Below are 21174 nucleotides of genomic sequence, written 5' to 3'. Positions count from 1 at the left end.
GCCGGTAAAGAAGATCAGTCGAGTGTGCGGCGGAACCTGAACAGCGCCAGCCCGGCAAAGAATATGACGAACAGGCCGAGAATGCCGACTTCGGTGGCGATCGCCGGGAATTCCGCGCCCTTCAGCATGACGGCGCGGATGATGCGCAGGAAATGCGTCAGCGGCAGGATCTCGCCCAGCGCCTGCGCCCAGTCGGGCATGCCGCGATAGGGGAACATGAAACCCGACAGCAGGATCGATGGCAGGAAGAAGAAAAAGGTCAGCTGCATCGCCTGCATCTGCGTGCGGGCAACAGTCGAGATGGTGTAGCCGAGCAGCACCAGCGCCAGCACGAAAACCAGGATCGCCGACAACAGCAGCGGCAGCGAGCCGATGAAGGGGATGGCAAACAATAGCTTCGCCGCGATCAGCACGACCGTGACCTGGACCGCGCCGACCACCAGGTAAGGCAGCACCTTGCCGAGCATGATCTCGGCCGGGCTCACCGGCATGGCAAGCAGGTTTTCCATCGTGCCGCGCTCGGTTTCGCGCGTCAGCGCCATCGAGGTCATCATCACCATGGTCATCTGCAAGATGACGCCGAGCAGGCCGGGCACGATGTTGTATTGCGAGATGCCCTCGGGGTTGTAGCGGCGGTGCACGACGACCTCGAGCTGGCCCTTGGCCGTCTCGGCGGCCGCAGCTTGCATGCCTTGCGCCCGAAGCAGCGCCTGGCTGGCGACAGTGCCGAGCGTCGACACCGCTCCGCTCGACGCGGAGGGATCGGTGGCATCCGCCTCGATCAGGATCTGGGGCGAATTGCCGCTCGAAACCCGGCGGCCGAAATCGGCCGGGATGGTGACGACAAAAGCGACGGCACCGCTGGCCATCAGTTCCTCCGCCTCCGCGGCGGTCGCAGCCACATGGTCGAAGCGGTAGTAGTCGGTGTTCTGCAGGGCAGCGACAATGGCGCGGGTGTACTGGTCGTTGTTCATGGCGAGCAGTGCCGCCGGCAGGCTCTTGGGATCGCTGTTGATGGCAAAGCCAAACAGCACGAGCTGCATCAACGGCACACCCAGCATCATGGCGAAGGTGATGCGGTCGCGCCGCATCTGGATGAACTCCTTCATCAGCAGCGCGCCAAGCCGCGCGAAGGAGAAAAACCCGTTGCTGATGCTCTTCATGACATGTTGTCCTTGGAGCCAGCCATGAACTGGATGAACACGTCTTCCAGGCTGGTCTCGCCCGGCTCGACGGTCACGCCGTCTTGGCCGCGTATGTCGGCAAGGGCCGCTTCGAGCTTGCCCCGGTCCGAGCCGACGACATGCAGCGTGGCGCCGAAGGGCGCGACCTGGTCGATGCCCGGGCGGCCTTCCAGCGCGGTAGCGACAAGGTCGAGCCTTTGCCCCGACACCACGAAAGTGGTCAGCCCGGCATTGCGCACCACGTCCTCGACGGTGCCTGTCGCCAGCATCTTGCCATAGGAGATGTAGCTGATGCGGTGGCAGCGCTCGGCCTCGTCCATGTAGTGGGTCGACACCAGAACTGTCAGACCGCCGCGCGCGAGGCGGTGGATCTCGTCCCAGAATTCGCGCCGCGCCTTGGGGTCGACGCCGGCCGTCGGCTCGTCGAGCAGCAACAGCTTGGGCTTGTGCATGATGCAAGCGGCGAGCGCCAGGCGCTGCTTCCAGCCGCCCGACAGCGTGCCGGCGAGCTGGTCGCGTCGGCTGGTCAGGCCGAGCTCTTCGAGCGTTCTGGCGACATATTCCTCGACCGGCCTCAGCTTGTAGAGCCGGGCGACGAATTCGAGGTTCTCGCCAATCGTCAGGTCCTCGTAGAACGAGAACTTCTGCGTCATGTAGCCGACTTCGCGCTTGATCCTCAGCGCGTCGGTACGCAAATCGTGACCCAGCACCTGGCCTTCGCCCTCGTCGGGCGTGAGCAGCCCGCACATGATGCGGATGGTGGTGGTCTTGCCCGAGCCGTTGGGACCGAGGAAGCCGACAATCTCGCCCTCGGCCACCGTCATGGTGACGTGGTCGACGACTGTCTTGTCGCCGTAGCGCTTGACCAGGTTCTTGACTTCGATGGCGTTCATTTTGCGCTGCCTCCGGCAGCGAAGCGAATAGGGAGTAGCGAATAGGGAGTAGTGAAGACTGCGATAGTCATCTCGGAACCCGGCTCATTCCCCCGCTCACTACTCCCTATTCGCTCTCTGCTATCGCCACATCCACGATCTGCCCCGGCTGCAACACCGAGTTGGCGTCCTCGGGACGTGCCTCGACGAGGTAGACAAGCTTCTGGCGGTTTTCGAGCGAGTAGATCACCGGCGGGGTGAACTCCGGATCGGGCGAGACATAGCTGACCTTCGCCGTCAGCCCGTCCGGGCAGCCGTCGCAGCGCACCGCCAGCCGGGTGCCGATGCTGACCTTGGAAAAATCGGTTTCGGGAATGAAGACCGTCAGCTTGACCGCACCGTCCGGCAGCATCTCCAGCACCGGCGCCGAAGGGCCGGCAAGGTCGCCGGGATTTCGGATGACGTCGGTGACACGGCCCGGTGCGGGCGCCGCGATGGTACGTTGCGACAGGCGCCACTGAGCCTGGCTCAGCTGCTGCTGGGCCACCTTCACGGCGTTTTCGGCGGCATTGATCGTCTCGACGCGGGCTGGCAGGCGGCCGACAGCAAGATTGGCCGTGGCCTGCCCGATGGCTGCCTGGGCGACTTCGAGCTGCGTGGTCGCATCGTCGAGCTGCGCCTGGGTCGCGACGCCGCGCCTGGTCAGATCCTGCGTGCGGGTCAAGGTGCGCTGCGTCTCGTCGACCTGGGCCTGGGCCGAGCGCACGGTGGCTTCGAGCACGGCAATTTCTTCGGGCCGCTTGCCGATCTTGAGGTCGGCAAGCAGAGCCTTCGCCTGCGCCAGTGCGGCCTCGGCCTGCGCGACGGCAATGTTGGCGTCGGCCGCTTCCATCAGCACCACGGGCTTGCCTGCTTCGACGCGGTCGCCGCGCTTGACGGCGATCGAATTCACCTGCGCCACCTCGATAGGCGCAAGCAAGACATAATCGCCCTCGACATAACCGACAGCCAAGGGCGCTGGGCCGGCACAGGCCGAAAACAGCGCGGCGGCAAACGGGATCGAACAAAGAATGCTCATGGCTTTCCTGCCTTCCGGGCGGCAATGATGGCTGCGACGTTTTCCTTGGCGATGCCGATGACCTTGGCCGCTTCGGGCGGGCCGACATCCGCCCAGCCCATGCGGCGCAGGACAGCGGCGCGGGCGATGCGGAAATAGAGCACCTGGCCGATCATCATGAACACGGAGATGCGTGTGCGCTCGCTCTCGGCTTCATCGCCGGTCGCCGCCGCCCAGAGCTGGCACAGCCTGCGGTGTACCGGCTCGAACACGCCGGTGTAGATGCGGTCGAGCGCATCGGTCGGCATCGACAGCTCGCGCAGCACGAATTGCACGATCTCGCCGGCCTCGGGGCGGGCGACCATGAAGCCGACCATGCGCTCGATCGCTGCTTCGATCTGGGCCTCGGCTTCTTCAGGGGTAACCGGCAGTGGCTGGGCCTGTGTCGTGTTGCCGAGCGCCTGTCCCGCGATGGTCTGGATCGTTGCGACGATGTAGTCGGCGGCGGCAAGCCTCAGGCCTTCCTTGTTGCCGAAATGATAGGCGATCGAGCCGATATTGGCGTTGGCTGAAGTGGCGATCTCGCGGGTCGACGTACCCTCGAAGCCCTGGCGGCCGAACAGCTTCAGCGCTGCCAGCACCAGCGCCATGCGGGTGGCATCGGCTGCCGACGTCGTTTGCGGGATCTGTGCCTTGCTCATGCAGTAAATTTAATCAATCGATTGATTAAAGTCAAGATCGATGTTGCGCCGCACGCTGGGCCGCGCTTTACTGCTGGGATGGCAAAGGAAATCGAACGCAAGTTCCTGGTAACGGGACCGGAATGGCGGAGCCTTGTCGAAGCCGAGATCAAAATCCGGCAGTTCTATCTGGCTTCCAACCACGGACGTTCGGTTCGTCTGCGCATCGCAGATGGCGAGGTGGCGACGCTCACCCTCAAATTCGGCTCCAGGGGCCGCGAGCGCGACGAGTTCGAGTATCAGGTGCCGCTGGCCGAAGCCGAGGAGATGCAGGAGTTCGCCGTAGGCCGTGTCATCGAGAAGACACGCCACCATGTTAGCCATCATGGCCGTCTCTATGAGGTCGATGTCTTTGGCGGCGAACTGAGCGGGCTGGTCATCGCCGAACTCGAATCGCCCGAGGATGTTCCGGCTTCGGAGCTGCCGGCGTGGATCGGCCAGGAGGTCACTGGCGACCCGCGCTACTACAACGCGTCGCTTGCGCTCAGCGATGTCCCGGAGGCTGCTGCATGAGCTTTCGCATCGATCCCCTGTTGCCGCTGACCTTAGAGGTTCGCCGCATCGCCGGCGAGGAGATCGACAAGATCGTCACGCATCTGAACACCGCCCGCGACAGTCCCGAAAAGGCCCTGCACAGCGCCCGCAAGCGCATCAAGGCACTGCGCGCGCTGCTGCGCCTCGTTCGCCCGGGCGACGAGGCCTTCTGCCGCGCCGAAAACGACCGTTTTCGCGACATGTCGAAGTCGATCGCCGGCCCGCGCCAGGCAACGGCCTTGATCGAGACCATCGACAGGCTGATCGCCGATTTCCCTGACGAGGCGGACGCCGCCGGCCTCGCCGGTATCCGCGCGATGCTGGCGCGCCATCGCACTGGGAGCGCCTATGGCGAGACCGGGCTTGGCGCTGTTCTCGACAACGCGGTTGCCGAATGCCAGGCAGGCCTCGCCGCACTCCAAACGCTTTCGCTTCCCGATCTGCCGGAGAATGCCGCCGATGTGCTGGCCGACGGCGCGCTGGCCACATTGCGCCGCGCCCGCAAGGCGCTGGGCCATGCCCGCGAGCGTGGCCAGCCTGACGACTTCCACGACCTGCGCAAGGCGGTGAAGACGCATGCCGACCATCTCTCCTTGCTGCGCAAGCTGTGGCCATCGCCGGTCAAGCCGCGCCGCGCGCGCGTCGACGCGCTTGGCGAAAGCCTGGGCGAACTGCACGACGTCTTCGTCATGCGCGCGCTGATCGAGGCACGCGAAGCGCCGTTCGACGGTGCCGAACCGAAGCATCTGCTGCGGCTGCTCAAGCGCTCGGAAAAGGCTTTGCGCAAGCTGTGCCTCGCCGATGCCGCGGATTTGTTCGAAGACAAGCCCAGGCGCACGGTACGCAAGCTCGCCAGCAAGTGCCGTGACGACCTTGCCGCGGCGACCGAGGTTCCTGGCAACGAATAGTTCGCCGACTGGCGCGGCCCATCCACGTCATGTTACGTCCTTTGCGTCATGACTGAGAAGACCGACCCCTTGCTCGACCGCATCGGCCGCTGGCTTGCTTCACGCCTGCAGGTGGAATCGTCCGGCTACGAGCCTTACACGCCGTCCGATCCCGAAACGCTGCGCCGAACGCTTGAGCCGGGCGACATCCTGCTGATCGAGGGCAACCAGCGCATTTCGGCTGTCATCAAATATTTGACCCAGTCGACCTGGTCGCATTCGGCACTTTATGTCGGCGATGCGCTGCCGGAGCCCGAAGACGGTTCCGAGCGGCCACGTCTCATCGAGGTCAATCTCGGCCAGGGCTGCGTTGCCGTGCCGCTGTCGAAATACCGCACCTACAACACCCGCATCTGCCGCGCCAACGGCCTGTCGCCGGAGGACCGCGACCACGTCGTCAGCTTCATGATCCAGCGCCTGGGCCTGAAATACGACCTCAAGAACATCTTCGACATGCTGCGCTATTTCATTCCAAGGCCCCCGGTGCCGGTGCGCTGGCGCCGGCGCATGATCGCCTTCGGCTCGGGCGACCCGACCCGCGCCATCTGCTCGACGATGATCGCCGAAGCCTATGGCGAGATCCGCTATCCGATCCTGCCCGAGATCACCCGCGCGCCCGGCCGCGCCTCGGCCCAGTCGAACTACATGCGCCGCGAGATCATGCATATCCGCCACCACTCGCTCTACACCCCGCGCGACTTCGACCTGTCGCCCTATTTCCGCATCGTCAAGCCGACGCTGGAATATGGCTTCGACTACAAGCAGGTCAGCTGGGGCGATCAGGAGCAGGCCGGCGTTAGCGCGCCAATGTCGCCTCAGCCTTGAGCAGGTCGAGCGCGTCCTTCACCGTCGCTGCGTAGCTGACATGGGGTCGCTTGACGCCGTGGTTGATCAGCATCCGCCGCACCTGCGGCGACGCTCCTGTGATGAAGAAGCGAACGCCCGCATGACTCGCCTTGCGTGCGGCGCCCTCCAGAACGTTGGCCGCCGTCGAGTCGAGGAACGGCACGCCCGAACAGTCGAGGATGAAGTTCTTGCGCTGGTCGGCGATGCGGTCGAGCACAGCCCCCACGGTCGAGGCCGCGCCAAAGAAGAACGCGCCCGAGATGCGGTAGATGATGGTGTCGGCGTCGCCGGCATCGCTCGCCTCATAGGCGTGGCGGCTGCCGTTGGTGGCATCCGCGACATCTTCCTGCACAAGCGGCTGGTCGCTCTCCACCGCGATGCTTTTGGCCATGCGGTCGATGAACAACACCGAGCCGAGCGCGAAGCCAACGACGATGCCCTCGGTCAGGTCGCGGAACACCACCAGCAGGAAGGTCACCATCAGCACCAGCGCGTCGCCCCATGACGAGCGGATCAGGGTGGCGAACGCCTGCCGCTCGACCATGTTCCAGGCAACAACAGCCAGCACGCCGGCAAGGGCTGCGAGCGGAATGTAGCTCGCCAGCGGTGCTGCGATCAGCATGAAGGCGAGCAGGAACAGCGCATGCAGCATGCCTGATACCGGCCCATGCGCGCCTGCCCGCACATTGGTCGCGGTGCGGGCGATGGTGCCAGTGACGCAGATGCCGCCAAACAGCGCCGAACCGATATTGGCGAAACCCTGCGCCACCAGTTCGCAGTTCGAGCGGTGGCGCCGGCCGGTCATGCCGTCGGCGACTACCGCCGACAGCAGCGACTCGATGGCGCCCAAAAGCGCGAAGGCCACCGCATCCGGCAGCACTGCTATCGCCTTGTCGACGCTGAAGACGGGTAGGGCAGGCCATGGCAGGCTGCGCGGGATGCCGCCGAAACGCGTGCCGATGGTCTCCACCGGCAGTGCCAGCAAGGCCACAGCGATGGAGCCCACGCCGACGGCGATCAGCATGCCCGGCCAGCTTGGCCGCCAGCGCTTGAGCACAAGGATCGTGCCGATGGTCAGCACTGTCACGGTCACCGCCGAAACATTGATCGTGCTTGCGGCTTGCGCCAGCGCCGTCAACTTGGGCACCAGCGCGCCGGGCTCCTTGCCGGTGAGCGTCAGCCCAAACATTTCGCTGAGCTGGCTGGCGAAGATGATGACGGCGATGCCGGCGGTGAAGCCGACGGTCACCGGATAGGGAATGAATTTGATGTAAGTGCCGAGCCTGAGATAGCCGATCGCCATCAGGAACAGGCCCGACATCATGGTGGCGAGGATCAGGCCGTCGACGCCCTCGCGCGCCACTGTCGCTGCCACCAAAACGATGAAGGCGCCGGCCGGCCCGCCGATCTGGAAGCGGCTGCCGCCAAGTGCCGAAACGATGAAGCCGCCGACGATCGCGGTGAACAGGCCCTTGTCGGGCGACACGCCCGAGGCTATCGCGATCGCCATGGACAATGGCAACGCCACGATCGCCACAGTCAGCCCGGCAATCGCATCGGCCCTGAGCTGGGCCGCGCCATAGCCCTCGCGCAGAACCGTCACCAGCTTGGGCGTGAAAAGCTCGGCGAATGTCGGCTTCTTGTGTCGGGCCAATTCAGGGTTTGCGTCCATGATCCATTCCGCAGCAAGCGGCGGGATCGTCGGCAAAACTGTCGGCGGTCGCCGTCGCGACTATCTCTCGCGGATCGTCAGGCTCAAGCGGCCGTCTTCTTCAGGCGCACGCCCCGGCCGCCGGTCTCGTTTTCGCCGATCAGTTCCACCCCGGCATTTTCAATCGCCTGGATGACCTTGGTCAGCGTGTCGACCACGCCGCGCACCACGCCCTCGCTTGCTTCCATGCGCTGGATCGTCGGCACAGAAACCCCGGCCATTTCGGCGAGGGTCTTCTGGTCGATGCCTGCCAGCGCTCGTGCGGCGCGCATCTGTGCGGCTGTGATCACGTCAAACGTTCCCGTCTTTGTCCGCGGAATGAGCGTATCATACATTCATGGTGATGTCTCACGCATTAGTATTGATATCTAGCGCATGCCCTGGTCGGCGCCTTTGTCCTTCAGCAGGGCGCGGCTGACCAGCCAGCACAAGGTCGCCCAGGCAAAGCCCGCGCACCAGCCGGCAAGCACGTCGGAGGGCCAGTGCACGCCGAGATAGACCCGGCTGATGCCGACCATCAGCGTCGTCAGCACGGCGATCCCGAAGACGAACACCGTCGTTGGGCGCCCCGGCAGGAAGCGCGCCAGAAGCGCGGCCAGCGTCAGATAGGCCACCGCTGACAGCATCGCATGTCCGCTCGGAAAGCTCATCGTGTGCACCTCCGCCAGATGCGACACGAGGTCGGGGCGTGGCCGGTCGATGCCGAGCTTGAGCACGCTCGACAGCACCTGTCCGCCGGCGACGGCGACAAACACGAACAGTGCCAGGCCCCAGCGCCTGGTCATAGCAAGGAAAATGATGGTGATCGCGGTGATGTAGATCAGCACCGAGGCACTGCCGAGCGCGGTGACGTCGCGCATCGCATCGGCGAGCCAGGCCGGGCCGATAGGAATGTCGGGTTGGCCAGCCACCCGGAAGGCCAGCAATATGCCGGTGTCGAAGGCACGCGGCGTGGTGTCGCGGGCGATTTCGGAAAGCGCGACGAATCCCCACAGTCCGCCGGCGATGATGATGCCCGCCGCAAGCAGCGAAAATCCAATCCTGTTCCACAAAGTCTGCCGCATCGCCCTGCCGTTCGTTTGTTGCCCGTCGTTGAGGCTCTATAACCAAGGCGGATTTCCGGCGAAACTGTCATGCTGCTGTTATCTCGTCCGATTAGCGGTCTCGGCGAACCCCAAGCCGAACACCAGCCAGAGGTCAGACAATGAACCAGCACACTCCAGGCGATCACAAATTCCGCACTTCCATGCTCGAGGAGAATGACGGTCCCGGCCACAACCCGACCGACAACCGCACCATGGGCGACATCATCGCCAGGCGTTTCTCCCGCCGCGGCTTCCTGCAGGGCTCGCTCGCCGTCTCGGCCATTGCCGCAACCGTCAGCCCCATCGCCATCCTGCTCGCCGACGACGCCCGCGCGGCCACAGCGTCCGCCTTCGTTTTCGACGAGATCGAGGCAGGCATCGACGACAAGCACCATGTTGCATCAGGCTATGACGCCGACGTTCTGCTGCGCTGGGGCGACCCGATCTTCACTGATGCGCCCGAATTCGATCCGCTCAACCAGACCGCGGAAGCCCAAGCCAAGCAGTTCGGCTACAACAACGACTATGTCGGCTACATCGAGCTCGACGGCTCGTCCGAGCATGGCCTGTTGGTCGTCAACCATGAATACACCAACGAGCACCTGATGTTCCCCGGCATCGTCAAGATCGTCGAGGGCAAGGTCGATGTCGCCCCGGCTGACCAGAAGCGCGTCGACATCGAGATGGCCGCCCATGGCGGTTCGATTGTCGAGATACGCAAGGAAGGCGGCAAGTGGCAGGTCGTGCGCGACGGCAAGCTCAACCGCCGCATCACCTCCACCACCGAGATGCAGCTGACAGGCCCCGCCGCCGGCAGCGACCGCGTCAAGACCAATGCCGATGCGTCAGGCACCAAGGTGTTCGGCACCGTCAACAACTGCGCCGGTGGTGTGACGCCCTGGGGCACCTACATCATGGCCGAGGAAAACTTCCACGGCTATTTCGGCGGCGAGCTGCCGGCCGATCACCGCGAAGCTGCGAACTACAAGCGCGTCGGTGTGCCCGAAGGCACCTATGAATGGTTCAAGTTCTACGACCGCTTCGACGTCTCCAAGGAGCCGAACGAACCCAACCGCTTCGGCTGGATCGTCGAGGTCGACGTGCAGGATCCGAACTCGGTGCCGAAGAAGCGCACCGCCCTTGGCCGCTTCCGCCACGAAGGCGCTGAATCGATCGTCGCGCCCGACGGTCGGGTCGTGTTCTATCTCGGCGACGACGAGCGTTTCGACTATGTCTACAAGTTCGTCACCAAGAACAAGTTCAACCCCAACGACCGCGCCGCCAATCTCGACCTGCTCGACGAAGGCACGCTCTATGTCGCCAAGTTCGCCGAGGACGGTTCGTTCGTTTGGCTGCCGCTGGTCCAGGGCGAGGGGCCGCTGACGGCTGATGCCGGCTTCACAAGCCAGGCCGACGTGGTCATCGAGACGCGCCGCGCCGCCGACCTGCTCGGCGCCACCAAGATGGACCGGCCCGAAGACATCCAGCCCAATGCCGTCAACGGCAAGGTCTATGTCATGTTGACCAACAACACCAAGCGCAAGGCCGACCAGGTCGATGCCGCCAACCCGCGCGCCGAAAACGCCTTCGGCCACATCATCGAGCTGATCGAGGATGGCGGTGATTTCACCGCCATCAAGGGCAAGTGGGAAGTGCTGCTGAAATGCGGCGATCCCTCGGTCGCCGAAGTCGGCGCCTCCTTCTCGACCTCGACGACCCACAATGGCTGGTTCGGCATGCCCGACAACTGCGCCGTCGATTCCGCCGGCCGCCTCTGGGTCGCCACCGACGGTAACTCGCCCAAGGCCACCGGCCGCACTGACGGCCTGTGGGCGGTCGACACCGAAGGCGAGGCGAGGGCCACCTCAAAACTGTTCTTCCGCGTGCCGGTCGGTGCCGAGATGTGCGGCCCGCTCTTCACGCCCGACGACCAGACCGCCTTCGTCGCCGTCCAGCATCCGGGCGATGGCGGCGAGGATTGGGAAGGTTTCGGCCGTCCGTCCTACTATGAGGACCTGTCGACGCGTTGGCCCGACTTCAAGCCCGACATGCCGGTTCGCCCGGCTGTCGTTGCCATCACCAGGCAGGGCGGCGGCAAGATCGCCGTCTGATCGAAGCGCAAGAAAAACGGCCGGCGGGTTCTCCCGCCGGCCGTTTTTCGTTCACCCACCGGACGAAAGTCTGAGGGCTTGTCGACCGAAGCCCAATTCAACAACTGCCGTCGTGCCCCTATGATCCCTTCAACGAGGAGGAAGGGTGCGCATCATCGAAGGACTTCGCCGGGCCTGGGCTGGGCAATCGCTTGCCATCCAGTTTTTGATCGCCGGCGGCGCTGTGCTGCTCGCTGCGATGTTTCTTGCCGGCTATTGGGTCACCTCGCGCATCGAGGATGGCGTCACCCGCAATTATGCCACCGCCACCGCGCTTTATGTCGACGGCGTCATAGCGCCGATCCTGCCCGACATGCGCAGGAGCCTGACGCTGACCGACACCGTCAAGCGCGCGCTCGACGAGACGCTCGACCAGGGCGGACTGGGCGATCAGATCGTCTCGTTCCGGCTCTGGCGCCGCGACGGCACCATCCTCTATTCCAAGGATGCCAGCCAGATTGGCGCCAAGTTCCCGCTCTCGCCCAATCTGGAGGCTGCCTGGAACGGTCGTGTCGTTGCCGAGTTCAACCAGCTTGACGATGACGACAGTGCACTCGACAAGGCGACGGGCCTGCCGCTGCTGGAAATCTACAATCCCGTCCGCGAGCCCTGGTCGGGCCAGGTCGTGGCGGTGTCCGAATTCTACGAGATCGCCCACGAGTTTCGCTCGACGTTGAATGCCGCGCGCATTTCGAGCTGGCTGTTCGTCGCCGGCACCACGCTTGCGATCTTCGCGCTGTTGTGGGGCATCGTCTTCCGCGGCAGCAAGACCATTGACAGCCAGCGCAGGGCCCTGGAGGAGCGCGTTGTCGAGCTACAGGAACTGCTCGCCCAGAATTCATCGCTGCGCCTGCGCGTGCAGCGCGCGTCGCGTCGCGCCACGGCACTCAACGAAAGCTATCTGCGCCGCATCGCCGCCGATCTGCATGATGGCCCAGCACAGCTGCTGGCGCTCGCAGCGCTCAGGATGGACAGCAAGGCCATCACCGGCGCCAACATTGCACAGCCTGAGCGCGACAAGGAGGTCGACGCCATCAAGTCGCGGCTCGATGAGGCGATGCGCGACATCAGAGACATCTGCAGCGGGCTGGTGCTGCCCCAGATCGAGGCGGCAAGCCTGTGCGAGACGCTGACGCTCGCCGTCTCCGCCCATGAGCAGCGCACCGGCACGAAGGTGGCACTGTCCGGCGATCAGCCGGAACTGGCATTGGCGTCGTATGAAAAGATCTGCATCTACCGCTTCGTCCAGGAAGCGCTCAACAACGCCTTCCGTCACGCTGGCGGGCGCGGCCAGGCGGTCACGGTTGCGGCCAACGCCGGCAAGCTTACCGTCGACGTGTCCGACGCGGGGCCGGGTTTCGACGTTGCCGACATTCGCACCGACCGGCTCGGCCTTGCCGGCTTGCGCGAGCGGGTGGAAAGTATTGGCGGCCTGTTTTCGTTGACCTCATCAGCGGCCGGCACCCGCGTCGCCGTCACCCTCAATGTCGAGGATAAGGAACAGTCATGACCGCTCCCTTGCGCCTTGCCGTCGTCGACGACCACCCGCTGTTTCGCGAGGGCGTGGCGCGCAGCCTCGTCGAGCACGGCGGCTTCGAGATCGTCGGTGAAGGCGCAAGCGCGGAGGACGCGCTGCGCATCGTCGGTGAGGTGGCGCCCGAGATACTCCTGCTCGACATCAGCCTGCCCGGCGGCGGACTAAGTGCTGTGCAGGGCATCCTCGACCTGCGTCCAGGCCAGAAGATCGTCATGCTCACCGTCTCGGAAACCCGCGACGACGTCACCACGGCACTCAACCACGGCGTTCGCGGTTATGTGCTGAAGGGGGTGGGCTCGAAGATGCTGGCGGAGATCTTGCACAATGTCGCGGCCGGCGAGGTCTATGTCTCGCCGGTGGTGTCGGCGCGGCTGCTCACCGACCTCAAGGCCATCCAGACCGCCGAGCCGAACGCCGACCCGTTGCGGCAGCTGACGGCGCGCGAAGGCGAGATCCTTCGATTGGTGTCGAGCGGGCTGGCCAACAAGGAGGTTGCTGCCCGCCTGAAGCTGCAGGAAAAGACCGTCAAGCACCACATGACCAGGGTTCTGGCCAAGCTCAATGTGCGCAACCGCACCGAAGCGGCAATGATGCTGCGCGATTCCCAGGACCGCGCTGGATAGAGCGCCATCGTTCTGATCGGGCGGTGGTTCGTCGGCAGCAAAAAAGAAGGCTGGAAAGGCTTTCACCTTCCAGCCTGTCGCCTGAGTTCTGGGCCGCTGCTTAGCTGGCGAGGAAGTTCATGCGGGCGATATCCGCCGGCGTCGCGCGACGCTCGATGATGGTGCGCCCTCTGGCGTCCTCCATCTCGTAGATACCGTTTTCGAGTTCTTCCTTGGTGCCATCAGGGTGAACGACCTCGATGCCGTTGCGATCGATCTCGACCCGATCGCCGGTGACCGGGTTCACATGTTCACGATCATTGTCGTTGTTATCACTATCGTCCCTGTCGTCATCACGATCGGGGCCGCTGTTGTCGTCGTCATTGTCGTGATCGTCGCTGCCATTGTCATCATCGCTGTCGTTGCCGCCGTCATCGTCGCTACCGCCACCGTCGGAGCCGGAATCGTCATCGTCGGCCATTGCAACGGCAGCCACCAGCTTGGGCATCGCGCCGTCGAAAGTCAGGTGCAGCGGGACTGCTGTCAACGCCAAGGCAGCCGAGGCGCGAAGCATGAGCAAGGTAAGATAGAGGGAGGATCTTGTACGCATCATAAGGTTCCTTCTGTGGGCGCAGGCGGGCTGCGCCTTGGCTCTCCCGCAAGGAACACCCTGCCGCAGGCTTCTCCTGATGTGGAGCGTCCTGCGACCCATACGCCCCAGCGACGGACCAAAGCTTCGCCGGGATCGGACTTTGGTCCGCTCAAGCGCTACGTCGAAAGGATGCGTTGGCCTACTTCCCGGCCAGTGCCGGCCCAAGCGTGATCAGCGCAACCGCCACCACCGCCAGCCCCACGCCGATGCCCTGGATGCCACTCAGCTTTTCACCGAAATAAACGATCGCCACCAGATTGACGGCGATCAGCTGGATCACCGCCGACAGTGAGAACGACACCGACATGCCGAAATCGCGCACCAGGCGCAGCATGACCAGATTGCCGAGCGAATAAAGCAGCAGCGTCACCACCAGCTTGCCGATCGTCGGCTCGATGCCCCAGGTCTTGGCCACCATTGCCGCGATCAGGAAGATGACGGTCGAAAGACCGAGCAGCGAAAGGCCGATAGCGGACATTTTTGAAAGCTCCCGAGAAATTGTCCGCGATTTGCGCTTAACGCGTAACCAGCGTCAAGCGGGGGCGGCGCTCTGGCGCAATCAAGTTCTATGGCTGTGGCTGGCGGCTGCAACCGGTATCGTAGTGACGATCCGCGCGGAAAGCGCCAGATCGTCATTGGTCGATTGAATGGCGAGTGATTTCACAGGCAGATGGGCCATCGTGCGACCGCGCCAGCGGTCCTCTAATTCTGCCAGATCCTTCGTCTCGGCAGGAGTGAGCGGCGAGGCAAAATGATAATAGCCGACCACGTAAAAACGGGTCAGCCGAGCGCCACACGCGCCCTGGATCAAGGCGAATATATCCTCGCCGTCGCGATATTCCGGATACACCGGCAGATAAACCCTGCCGGTGTTGAACCTGCCCAGAAATGGTCCGCCGATCCGTACCGAAAGTTCACCCAGTGGTGCAAGCGCCGTGGCAACCGCGTCCGAGCAATGCGCTATATCCAACTCGGTTAGGCCATTGACGATTGTCGCGTGAAGCTTCGATGCGCGCTGGCGACAAAGCACCCACTCTATCTTGTCGCAGAACGAAAACGAGCGAAGCTCTTTTTCAAACAGCCCAAACGCCTCGGACCGGCCGAGTTCTCCGGCATCGATTGGCAAAACCAGCGAATGACGTGGTGCCGCATATTTTCCGTTGAGATAATCGGTCCCATCCTTGCGTGCTATGGCATCGGCATGGCCTGGCGCCACCAAGGGCAGATGGGCGAGCCGATAGGCGGTGTCGAATGTCAGCGCCTCGCCTGGGCGGAAGACCCGGCGTGTCGCCTCATACGCCATCATCGTGTCGTCGCAGTATTCCATGTTTGAAAGACCATGCATGGGTCGAGTTGATCTCGAAGCTCGAGCGGATTTTGGCCAAGCGGCCTCACGGCTTGACCATCAGCACCCAGTTCTGGCCCGGATTGTCCCAGTCTTCCTTGACCATCGGCCGCGTCGCCACTTCGCGGTAGCCGGCGCTGTCATAGAGGTGGCGCGCTGTCGCATTGGCGTCGGACACGATCAGGCTGGTTCCGGTGCAGCCGGTCGCCTCGGCGATCGCGTCAGCCATGGCGAGCAGCCTGGAGCCGAAGCCGCGCCCGCGTGCCTCGGGCAGCGTTGCCACCACGTTGACATACCAGCTGCCTACGGCCATCGCCTCCAGCTCGTTCATCGGCACGAACATGTCAGGCGAATTGAGATCGGCGGGCGCTGGTACGATGGGATAGCCGATCAGGCAGGCCAACACCTTGCCATGTTCCAGCACAACCGCGTTGCGATAGGAAAAGCTGCCCTCTTCGCGTCGTGCCCGCTGGCGGCCGACTTCCCACGGGTCGCCGCCTTCGGCCATCTTGGTCCAGAGATAAAGCGGCAGCCCGTGGCCGGCCATGTTCACCAGCTTGGCGAGAATGTCCGCATCTTGCTTGGTGGCCGGACGCGCTTCGGCGGTCAAACCCTCGTCACTATGCTCAGCCTTCTCGGCCATGACCGCTCCTCCCATGCGCAGCCACCCCAAGCTGCGTCCATATAGGAGCGCGCGAGGCCACCTCAGTCAACAGCCCCTTTGGGTCGTCATTCCTACTCTCCAGCACGTCTGTATTGTGCCCGGACCGAACGTGGGAATGTCATGTTTTTAAACTTGATATTTTTAGTCTAGTTTTGTATTGGCTCATCTTGGGTGGCGGGTTAGGCTCACCATGACCACGCATCGAAAACGACGCGTGGTCATGGTCGTCAACGTAAAACAGGAGGCGGACCATATGATGCATGTCGCTCCCATCGCAGGTTTCACTGAGGGCCGCGAAGCGGACACAGGCCGCTATCTCACGCTTTTCGGTCGTGTCGAGATGTTGAATCAGCAGGTCGACAGCGCCCGCCGCACCGCCAATGACAGCCTTGGCCGGCTCAACGCGCTGCCCCAGCCCGAGGTCGGCGACAGCTCGATGTTTGTCGCTTTGCTCGATATCCATCGGCGTGACCGGGAAGCGCTGTTCGAGGCGATGCGTCAGCTCGAAACCGCGCGCGAAGCCTTGCGGGTAGCTGCCTCGACAATCGTCCCTGCGAGTGCTGCGACGCCGCATCAAGACATGCAGCGTCTCAACCGCCGATAACACCAGCAGCCCACAGCGGCGCCCAAAAACTTTGATCTGGAGACTTCCCGTTGGCACATGCGATTGAAAACGAACGGCGTCATGAGGAAGCACAGGCGCATATCCGCGCAACGATCATGAACGAATTCTGCGAGGTCATGCGCAAGACCGGCCTGCCGCCGATGGTCGTCATGCGTCTCGCCGCCCAGGCGGTAGGCTCGATCTACCGCGAAACCGCCGATGCGCATTCAGGTCCCGCCGCCTGCACCTGCGGCTGGGGTCCGTGCCAGGAGGCCGACGTCGATATGCTGTGCTCGGCACTGCTCGCCGCCTGCGGCTGCCGCTCAAGCCGCAATCTGCACATGATGCCGATCGCCGGCACGGCGTAAGTCGCGGGGGCCTCAACAAAGCCGCGCTTGTTAAGCTTTGTCGCCCCTGCTAAAGCGCCGCTTATGACCACACCGCTCGACCACATCCGCAATTTCTCCATCGTTGCCCATATCGATCACGGCAAGTCGACGCTTGCCGACCGGCTGATACAGTCCACTGGCGGGCTGGAACTGCGCGAGATGACCGAACAGGTCCTCGACAACATGGACATCGAGCGCGAGCGCGGCATCACCATCAAGGCCCAGACCGTGCGGCTCAACTACCGCGCCAACAATGGCGAGGACTATGTCCTCAACCTGATCGACACGCCCGGCCACGTCGACTTCGCCTATGAAGTCTCGCGTTCGCTGTCGGCCTGCGAGGGTTCGCTGCTCGTCGTCGACGCCTCCCAAGGCGTCGAGGCGCAGACGCTCGCCAACGTCTACCAGGCCATCGACAACAACCACGAGATCGTGGTCGTGCTCAACAAGATCGATCTGCCCGCCGCCGAGCCCGAGCGCATCAAGGAGCAGGTCGAGGAAGTCATCGGCATCGACGCGTCACAGGCCGTCTATATCTCGGCCAAGACCGGCCTCGGCATCCCCGACGTGCTGGAAGCCATCGTCAACCAGCTGCCGCCCCCGCGCGAGGGCGACATCGACGCGCCGCTCAAGGCGATGCTGGTCGACAGCTGGTACGACACCTATCTCGGCGTCATCGTCCTGGTGCGCATCATCGATGGCAGGCTCAAGAAGGGCCAGACCATCCGCATGATGGAGACCAACGCCAAATATCTGGTCGAACGTACCGGCGTCTTCACCCCCAAGATGATCCAGGTCGACGAACTCGGCCCCGGCGAGTTCGGCTTCTTCACCGGCTCGATCAAGGAAGTGGCCGACACCCGCGTCGGCGACACCATCACCGAGGACAAGCGCCCCACCGCAAAAGCTCTGCCGGGCTTCAAGCCGGCCCAGCCGGTGGTGTTCTGCGGCCTGTTCCCGGTCGACGCCGCCGACTTCGAGGACCTGCGCTCCGCCATGGGCAAGCTGCGTCTCAACGACGCCAGCTTCTCCTTTGAAATGGAAACCTCGGCAGCACTCGGCTTCGGCTTCCGCTGCGGCTTCCTCGGCCTTTTGCATCTCGAGATCATCCAGGAGCGGCTCGAGCGCGAGTTCAACCTCGACCTCATCGCAACCGCACCCTCGGTCGTCTACCGCATGAATCTCAATGACGGTTCGGTCAAGGAACTGCACAACCCCGCCGACATGCCCGACGTGGTCAAGATCGCCTCGATCGAGGAGCCGTGGATCCGCGCCACCATCTTGACCCCTGACGATTATCTCGGCTCGATCCTCAAGCTGTGCCAGGAGCGCCGCGGCGTCCAGTTCGACCTCTCTTATGTCGGCAAGCGTGCCATGCTGGTCTACGACCTGCCGCTCAACGAAGTCGTGTTCGACTTCTACGACCGGCTGAAGTCGATCTCCAAGGGCTACGCCTCCTTCGACTACCACCTCACCGACTATAAGGAAGGCGACCTCGTCAAGATGTCGATCCTGGTCAATGAGGAGCCGGTCGACGCGCTCTCCATGCTGGTCCACCGCACGGCAGCCGAAAAGCGCGGCCGCGTCATGGTCGAGAAGCTCAAGGAGCTGATCCCCCAGCACATGTTCAAGATCCCGATCCAGGCGGCGATCGGGGGCAAGGTCATTGCCCGCGAAACGATTTCCGCCCTGCGCAAGGACGTCACCGCAAAATGCTACGGCGGCGACGTCACCCGCAAGCGCAAGCTGCTCGAAAAGCAGAAAGAGGGCAAGAAGCGCATGCGTCAGTTCGGCAAGGTCGACATCCCCCAGGAAGCCTTCATCCAGGCGCTGAAGATGGGCGATAACTGAGTGCTTCTTTTTCCTTCTCCCCGCCTGCGGGGAGAAGGTGGCCCGCAGGGCCGGATGAGGGGCGGCGCAAAACCCTCAATCCTCATCTCTCCCCAGTGGGAGATGACTTGCCCCGCTGCGGCCCGGGCGAGGGGGCCTTAGCCCCCACTCCCATCACTTCACGGCAAAATCCACAGTCTCTTTCACCGCTCCATCCACGGCGATCTGCACCTGATAGGTGCCGACCGGCCAGCCGGCATCCGGCTTGGTCATCGACGAGTCGACATGGTTTTCGATCATGCCGATTTCGAAGCTGGCTTCGTCGATCTTGTAGTTCGCCGGCGCGACGCCGCCCGAATCCACCGAAATCCAGCTCACGGTGAGCTTCGATCCCGACGCCACGGCGTCGGTCAGGTCGGCGGCGAGGAAAATCTTCGCCGTATCCGGCGCAAACGTTACCTCTGTCTCTTCCGCATCCTTGCTGGCGGACAGCACGATGTTTTCGAACCCTTCGGCCTGCGCGTATTGCGTGAACGCCCCAACCGCCATCAGGGCGGCAGCCCCCATCATCGACCGAATGCGCATGCTCTTCCCTTTGGATTTGAACCGCCCGCGCCCGACTCATCTGGCCAGCGGCCGCTTGGTAGAGCGGAAGGATTGGGGTTTGTCTATGAGGGTGGAGAACTGAGAGTCGGGCCCCAAAACCACATGGTGAGCCGTGAGCTTGTCGAACGGTCGAACCACGGGTTTTGGGGCAGCCAAAAACTAGCGACGCCATGCACCCGCGTGGTTTTGACAGGCTCACCGTGAGGGCTACTGAAGCGCATTCGCCTCTATGCTAACAAGAATCACAAGGCCTTACCTTGTGTAATATTCAGGCCTTCACGATATAGCATCGGGATCTTGTAGCTTGCGCTAGTTTCTTCCAAGAATCCCAGATCAACTAGAGACCTGATTCGAACCGTTGCTTCACTCTCATCGCACCCTAGGAGGGCGGCAATAGTATGCTTCGAATGTTCCGCCTTCTGATCGCGGAAGCGTTCCAAAGCATCGACCAGATCATTGCCGGCTTCGGCGAACAAGGTGTCTTGAACACGGTCGCTGCTCAGTTGCTTCTGCGCTCGCTTCAAAGAGTCTGGCTCTATCAACGGTTTACCTTCAGGGTATTCTCGTCCATCGCGTTCTTCTCTCCGAAATTGTGCTTGCAAGGCATTCAACATCAGGTCAATTAGATTGCGTGGAGGACGAACATTATTCCCATCTCTGATTCTGGACATCATCCAAGTCCACGTCTCTGGCTTTCTTGAGCCGCTATCTACTTGTTCAGGGAAGAGCTTGTAGAAAAGGTCGCGATCATTGCTAGAGATAGCGCCAACATCAGATATAAAATCTGAGCTTTTCCGGATTCGGCGGCAAAGCATATTCATAAGATCATCTTCATCCCAGACGATCTCTATTTTCTTTGAGTTTATATGCGTCAGATTTACGAATCCGCCGCTGGTAATCTTTCGTAAAAGATCTTTTCGCACAAATAATTTTAGTCGAATCTTATCAAGATCAGCCATATCAAGATAGGTTCTAAAAAGAGCCCGTAGCGCTGGTACTTCAACGTCCTTGAAGTCTTGGAATGCTTCATCTAATCGATCAAGTAATATCCACAACTTAATTTCGCATGACGAAAGGGCGTCATTAAGGACCTTAAGAAATTGATCTGAGTAAATTACAGAGGTGGCGCTTGCCTCTCCATTGAACTCAGCCTTGGCTGATACTACTGGTAGCCCATACTCGGATACCGAACCGGACATTTCTGCGGAAGAAAGCTTTCGGATTTTTCCAAATAGATCAACAATAGTCTGAAATATTGCAGAGGGGGATGGATCCGGATTTTTGAGGCCAGTTCGTTCCAAAAGGCTGTTTAGTTCGGAAATTTGAGGGGTATGAGAGTCGCCGTAAATATCAATCATCCAGTTGCCTGCCAATGAAAAGAAATAAGCTTTCCATAGCGTGCGATATTGTCCTTCAGATTGGTCCGGTATCTGGCCGAGGCGTTGAAATATCGGGTTCCCTTGCGGGTTGAATGCTGCCAGTAGTTCGACGCCTTCAAAGGCCGAATACGAGCGGAAATTCATAGCGAGCATGCGATAGATAGCCGTCTTTCCTGTCCCCTTGTCGCCAGCTACGATGTCGTGCTCGCCATTCATGATGGAACGAAACGTGTCCGTTTCAACAAAATAGTCCTCTAGATTTTCGTCAAACTCGGCGACGGATTTTCCCAATTTGATTTTAGACAAGACTTCTTTGACGGACATAGCCAACCCCAATACAAGAAAAAATTGCTTCAATTTTGGATAAAACGTCGAAGGTTATAAAATTGCAAATTTGGTGAAGACTGAGTCGATAGCTCAAAGCAGTGCACGCTAGGTAT

General features: G+C 62.1%; 22 protein-coding genes. 9 read left to right on the top strand and 13 right to left on the bottom strand.

What is annotated here, in order from left to right; genetic code table 11:
* Positions 1-14 precede the first annotated feature (14 nt).
* The 4 genes from AC1RTB_RS06205 to AC1RTB_RS06190 all read right to left on the bottom strand — a co-directional run bounded on the left by AC1RTB_RS06205 (position 15) and on the right by AC1RTB_RS06190 (position 3814).
* A complete protein-coding gene (locus AC1RTB_RS06205) occupies positions 15-1163 on the bottom strand; it encodes an ABC transporter permease (protein WP_492875708.1) in 1149 nt (382 codons plus the stop codon).
* A complete protein-coding gene (locus AC1RTB_RS06200) occupies positions 1160-2077 on the bottom strand; it encodes an ABC transporter ATP-binding protein (RefSeq protein WP_492875706.1) in 918 nt (305 codons plus the stop codon). The genes AC1RTB_RS06205 and AC1RTB_RS06200 overlap by 4 nt, the downstream gene beginning before the upstream one ends.
* Before the next feature lie 106 nt (positions 2078-2183).
* A complete protein-coding gene (locus tag AC1RTB_RS06195) occupies positions 2184-3134 on the bottom strand; it encodes an HlyD family secretion protein (RefSeq protein ID WP_492875704.1) in 951 nt (316 codons plus the stop codon).
* The gene (locus tag AC1RTB_RS06190; protein WP_492875703.1) at positions 3131-3814 is read right to left on the bottom strand and encodes a CerR family C-terminal domain-containing protein; all 684 of its coding nucleotides are present in this window, start codon (positions 3812-3814) and stop codon (positions 3131-3133) included. Before AC1RTB_RS06190 ends, AC1RTB_RS06195 begins: the two co-directional genes overlap by 4 nt.
* Before the next feature lie 78 nt (positions 3815-3892).
* Here AC1RTB_RS06190 and AC1RTB_RS06185 point away from each other — a divergent pair, with 78 nt between their 5' ends.
* The 3 genes from AC1RTB_RS06185 to AC1RTB_RS06175 are packed head-to-tail and all read left to right on the top strand — an operon-like array spanning position 3893 to position 6159.
* On the top strand, positions 3893-4366 hold the full coding sequence (locus AC1RTB_RS06185) for a CYTH domain-containing protein (protein ID WP_492875701.1): 474 nt from the start codon (positions 3893-3895) through the stop codon (positions 4364-4366).
* Positions 4363-5295: a CHAD domain-containing protein gene (locus AC1RTB_RS06180; protein WP_492875699.1), complete on the top strand. Its 933-nt coding sequence runs from the start codon at positions 4363-4365 to the stop codon at positions 5293-5295. Before AC1RTB_RS06185 ends, AC1RTB_RS06180 begins: the two co-directional genes overlap by 4 nt.
* A gap of 48 nt (positions 5296-5343) precedes the next feature.
* Positions 5344-6159 (top strand): YiiX/YebB-like N1pC/P60 family cysteine hydrolase, encoded by an 816-nt coding sequence (locus AC1RTB_RS06175; RefSeq protein WP_492875697.1) that lies wholly within the window; start codon positions 5344-5346, stop codon positions 6157-6159.
* Here AC1RTB_RS06175 and AC1RTB_RS06170 read toward each other — a convergent pair.
* The 3 genes from AC1RTB_RS06170 to AC1RTB_RS06160 all read right to left on the bottom strand — a co-directional run bounded on the left by AC1RTB_RS06170 (position 6131) and on the right by AC1RTB_RS06160 (position 8955).
* Positions 6131-7852 carry a SulP family inorganic anion transporter gene (locus AC1RTB_RS06170; RefSeq protein ID WP_492875695.1) on the bottom strand — a complete coding sequence of 574 codons (1722 nt, stop codon included), beginning with the start codon at positions 7850-7852 and terminating at the stop codon, positions 6131-6133. The genes AC1RTB_RS06175 and AC1RTB_RS06170 overlap by 29 nt on opposite strands.
* An 83-nt stretch (positions 7853-7935) precedes the next feature.
* Positions 7936-8181, bottom strand: coding sequence for a helix-turn-helix domain-containing protein (locus AC1RTB_RS06165; protein ID WP_492875693.1), 246 nt, complete (start codon positions 8179-8181; stop codon positions 7936-7938).
* A gap of 78 nt (positions 8182-8259) precedes the next feature.
* Entirely contained in the window at positions 8260-8955 is a 696-nt protein-coding gene (locus tag AC1RTB_RS06160) for a phosphatase PAP2 family protein (protein ID WP_492875691.1), read from the bottom strand.
* A 140-nt stretch (positions 8956-9095) separates the two neighbouring features.
* On the opposite strand from AC1RTB_RS06160, the gene AC1RTB_RS06155 reads away from it, so the two are divergent.
* The 3 genes from AC1RTB_RS06155 (at position 9096) to AC1RTB_RS06145 (ending at position 13286) form a co-directional block, all read left to right on the top strand.
* Complete coding sequence (locus AC1RTB_RS06155; RefSeq protein ID WP_492875689.1) at positions 9096-11087, top strand: PhoX family protein; 1992 nt, start codon at positions 9096-9098, stop codon at positions 11085-11087.
* Positions 11088-11232: 145 nt separating this feature from the next.
* Positions 11233-12636 carry a sensor histidine kinase gene (locus AC1RTB_RS06150; RefSeq protein ID WP_492875687.1) on the top strand — a complete coding sequence of 468 codons (1404 nt, stop codon included), beginning with the start codon at positions 11233-11235 and terminating at the stop codon, positions 12634-12636.
* Positions 12633-13286: a LuxR C-terminal-related transcriptional regulator gene (locus tag AC1RTB_RS06145; RefSeq protein WP_492875685.1), complete on the top strand. Its 654-nt coding sequence runs from the start codon at positions 12633-12635 to the stop codon at positions 13284-13286. Before AC1RTB_RS06150 ends, AC1RTB_RS06145 begins: the two co-directional genes overlap by 4 nt.
* 100 nt (positions 13287-13386) lie before the next feature.
* On the opposite strand, the gene AC1RTB_RS06140 is transcribed toward AC1RTB_RS06145, so the two are convergent.
* From AC1RTB_RS06140 to AC1RTB_RS06125, 4 genes are all read right to left on the bottom strand, one after another.
* Positions 13387-13875, bottom strand: a complete 489-nt coding sequence (locus AC1RTB_RS06140; protein WP_492875683.1) for a hypothetical protein — start codon at positions 13873-13875, stop codon at positions 13387-13389.
* Between the two features lie 181 nt (positions 13876-14056).
* Complete coding sequence (locus AC1RTB_RS06135) at positions 14057-14395, bottom strand: hypothetical protein (RefSeq protein ID WP_492875681.1); 339 nt, start codon at positions 14393-14395, stop codon at positions 14057-14059.
* 81 nt (positions 14396-14476) lie between these two features.
* Complete coding sequence (locus AC1RTB_RS06130) at positions 14477-15244, bottom strand: hypothetical protein (RefSeq protein WP_492875679.1); 768 nt, start codon at positions 15242-15244, stop codon at positions 14477-14479.
* A gap of 64 nt (positions 15245-15308) precedes the next feature.
* Positions 15309-15905 carry a GNAT family N-acetyltransferase gene (locus AC1RTB_RS06125; protein WP_492875677.1) on the bottom strand — a complete coding sequence of 199 codons (597 nt, stop codon included), beginning with the start codon at positions 15903-15905 and terminating at the stop codon, positions 15309-15311.
* A 211-nt stretch (positions 15906-16116) separates the two neighbouring features.
* Here AC1RTB_RS06125 and AC1RTB_RS06120 point away from each other — a divergent pair, with 211 nt between their 5' ends.
* The 3 genes from AC1RTB_RS06120 to lepA all read left to right on the top strand — a co-directional run bounded on the left by AC1RTB_RS06120 (position 16117) and on the right by lepA (position 18770).
* On the top strand, positions 16117-16530 hold the full coding sequence (locus AC1RTB_RS06120) for a hypothetical protein (RefSeq protein ID WP_492943798.1): 414 nt from the start codon (positions 16117-16119) through the stop codon (positions 16528-16530).
* A gap of 50 nt (positions 16531-16580) precedes the next feature.
* On the top strand, positions 16581-16898 hold the full coding sequence (locus AC1RTB_RS06115) for a hypothetical protein (RefSeq protein ID WP_492875673.1): 318 nt from the start codon (positions 16581-16583) through the stop codon (positions 16896-16898).
* Between the two features lie 63 nt (positions 16899-16961).
* Positions 16962-18770, top strand: coding sequence for a translation elongation factor 4 (gene lepA / locus AC1RTB_RS06110; RefSeq protein WP_492875671.1), 1809 nt, complete (start codon positions 16962-16964; stop codon positions 18768-18770).
* 153 nt (positions 18771-18923) lie between these two features.
* Here lepA and AC1RTB_RS06105 read toward each other — a convergent pair whose 3' ends face one another.
* Positions 18924-19334 (bottom strand): hypothetical protein, encoded by a 411-nt coding sequence (locus tag AC1RTB_RS06105; protein ID WP_492875669.1) that lies wholly within the window; start codon positions 19332-19334, stop codon positions 18924-18926.
* A gap of 263 nt (positions 19335-19597) precedes the next feature.
* A complete protein-coding gene (locus AC1RTB_RS06100) occupies positions 19598-21058 on the bottom strand; it encodes a P-loop ATPase, Sll1717 family (protein WP_492875667.1) in 1461 nt (486 codons plus the stop codon).
* Positions 21059-21174: the final 116 nt, after the last annotated feature.

The organism is Aminobacter sp. GW821-FHT11F06 (assembly GCF_058808215.1).
The sequence above is the reverse complement of the archived record's forward strand: the minus strand, read 5'-3'. Positions and strand labels throughout refer to the sequence as shown.

What these genes read in the sequence shown, in the direction of transcription:
- AC1RTB_RS06205 (WP_492875708.1), bottom strand. Translation starts at nt 1,163, where the DNA reads ATGAAGAGCATCAGCAACGGGTTTTTCTCCTTCGCGCGGCTTGGCGCG.
- AC1RTB_RS06200 (WP_492875706.1), bottom strand. Translation starts at nt 2,077, where the DNA reads ATGAACGCCATCGAAGTCAAGAACCTGGTCAAGCGCTACGGCGACAAG.
- AC1RTB_RS06195 (WP_492875704.1), bottom strand. Translation starts at nt 3,134, where the DNA reads ATGAGCATTCTTTGTTCGATCCCGTTTGCCGCCGCGCTGTTTTCGGCC.
- AC1RTB_RS06190 (WP_492875703.1), bottom strand. Translation starts at nt 3,814, where the DNA reads ATGAGCAAGGCACAGATCCCGCAAACGACGTCGGCAGCCGATGCCACC.
- AC1RTB_RS06185 (WP_492875701.1), top strand. Translation starts at nt 3,893, where the DNA reads ATGGCAAAGGAAATCGAACGCAAGTTCCTGGTAACGGGACCGGAATGG.
- AC1RTB_RS06180 (WP_492875699.1), top strand. Translation starts at nt 4,363, where the DNA reads ATGAGCTTTCGCATCGATCCCCTGTTGCCGCTGACCTTAGAGGTTCGC.
- AC1RTB_RS06175 (WP_492875697.1), top strand. Translation starts at nt 5,344, where the DNA reads ATGACTGAGAAGACCGACCCCTTGCTCGACCGCATCGGCCGCTGGCTT.
- AC1RTB_RS06170 (WP_492875695.1), bottom strand. Translation starts at nt 7,852, where the DNA reads ATGGACGCAAACCCTGAATTGGCCCGACACAAGAAGCCGACATTCGCC.
- AC1RTB_RS06160 (WP_492875691.1), bottom strand. Translation starts at nt 8,955, where the DNA reads ATGCGGCAGACTTTGTGGAACAGGATTGGATTTTCGCTGCTTGCGGCG.
- AC1RTB_RS06155 (WP_492875689.1), top strand. Translation starts at nt 9,096, where the DNA reads ATGAACCAGCACACTCCAGGCGATCACAAATTCCGCACTTCCATGCTC.
- AC1RTB_RS06145 (WP_492875685.1), top strand. Translation starts at nt 12,633, where the DNA reads ATGACCGCTCCCTTGCGCCTTGCCGTCGTCGACGACCACCCGCTGTTT.
- AC1RTB_RS06140 (WP_492875683.1), bottom strand. Translation starts at nt 13,875, where the DNA reads ATGCGTACAAGATCCTCCCTCTATCTTACCTTGCTCATGCTTCGCGCC.
- AC1RTB_RS06135 (WP_492875681.1), bottom strand. Translation starts at nt 14,395, where the DNA reads ATGTCCGCTATCGGCCTTTCGCTGCTCGGTCTTTCGACCGTCATCTTC.
- AC1RTB_RS06130 (WP_492875679.1), bottom strand. Translation starts at nt 15,244, where the DNA reads ATGGAATACTGCGACGACACGATGATGGCGTATGAGGCGACACGCCGG.
- AC1RTB_RS06125 (WP_492875677.1), bottom strand. Translation starts at nt 15,905, where the DNA reads ATGGCCGAGAAGGCTGAGCATAGTGACGAGGGTTTGACCGCCGAAGCG.
- AC1RTB_RS06120 (WP_492943798.1), top strand. Translation starts at nt 16,117, where the DNA reads ATGACCACGCATCGAAAACGACGCGTGGTCATGGTCGTCAACGTAAAA.
- lepA (WP_492875671.1), top strand. Translation starts at nt 16,962, where the DNA reads ATGACCACACCGCTCGACCACATCCGCAATTTCTCCATCGTTGCCCAT.
- AC1RTB_RS06105 (WP_492875669.1), bottom strand. Translation starts at nt 19,334, where the DNA reads ATGCGCATTCGGTCGATGATGGGGGCTGCCGCCCTGATGGCGGTTGGG.
- AC1RTB_RS06100 (WP_492875667.1), bottom strand. Translation starts at nt 21,058, where the DNA reads ATGTCCGTCAAAGAAGTCTTGTCTAAAATCAAATTGGGAAAATCCGTC.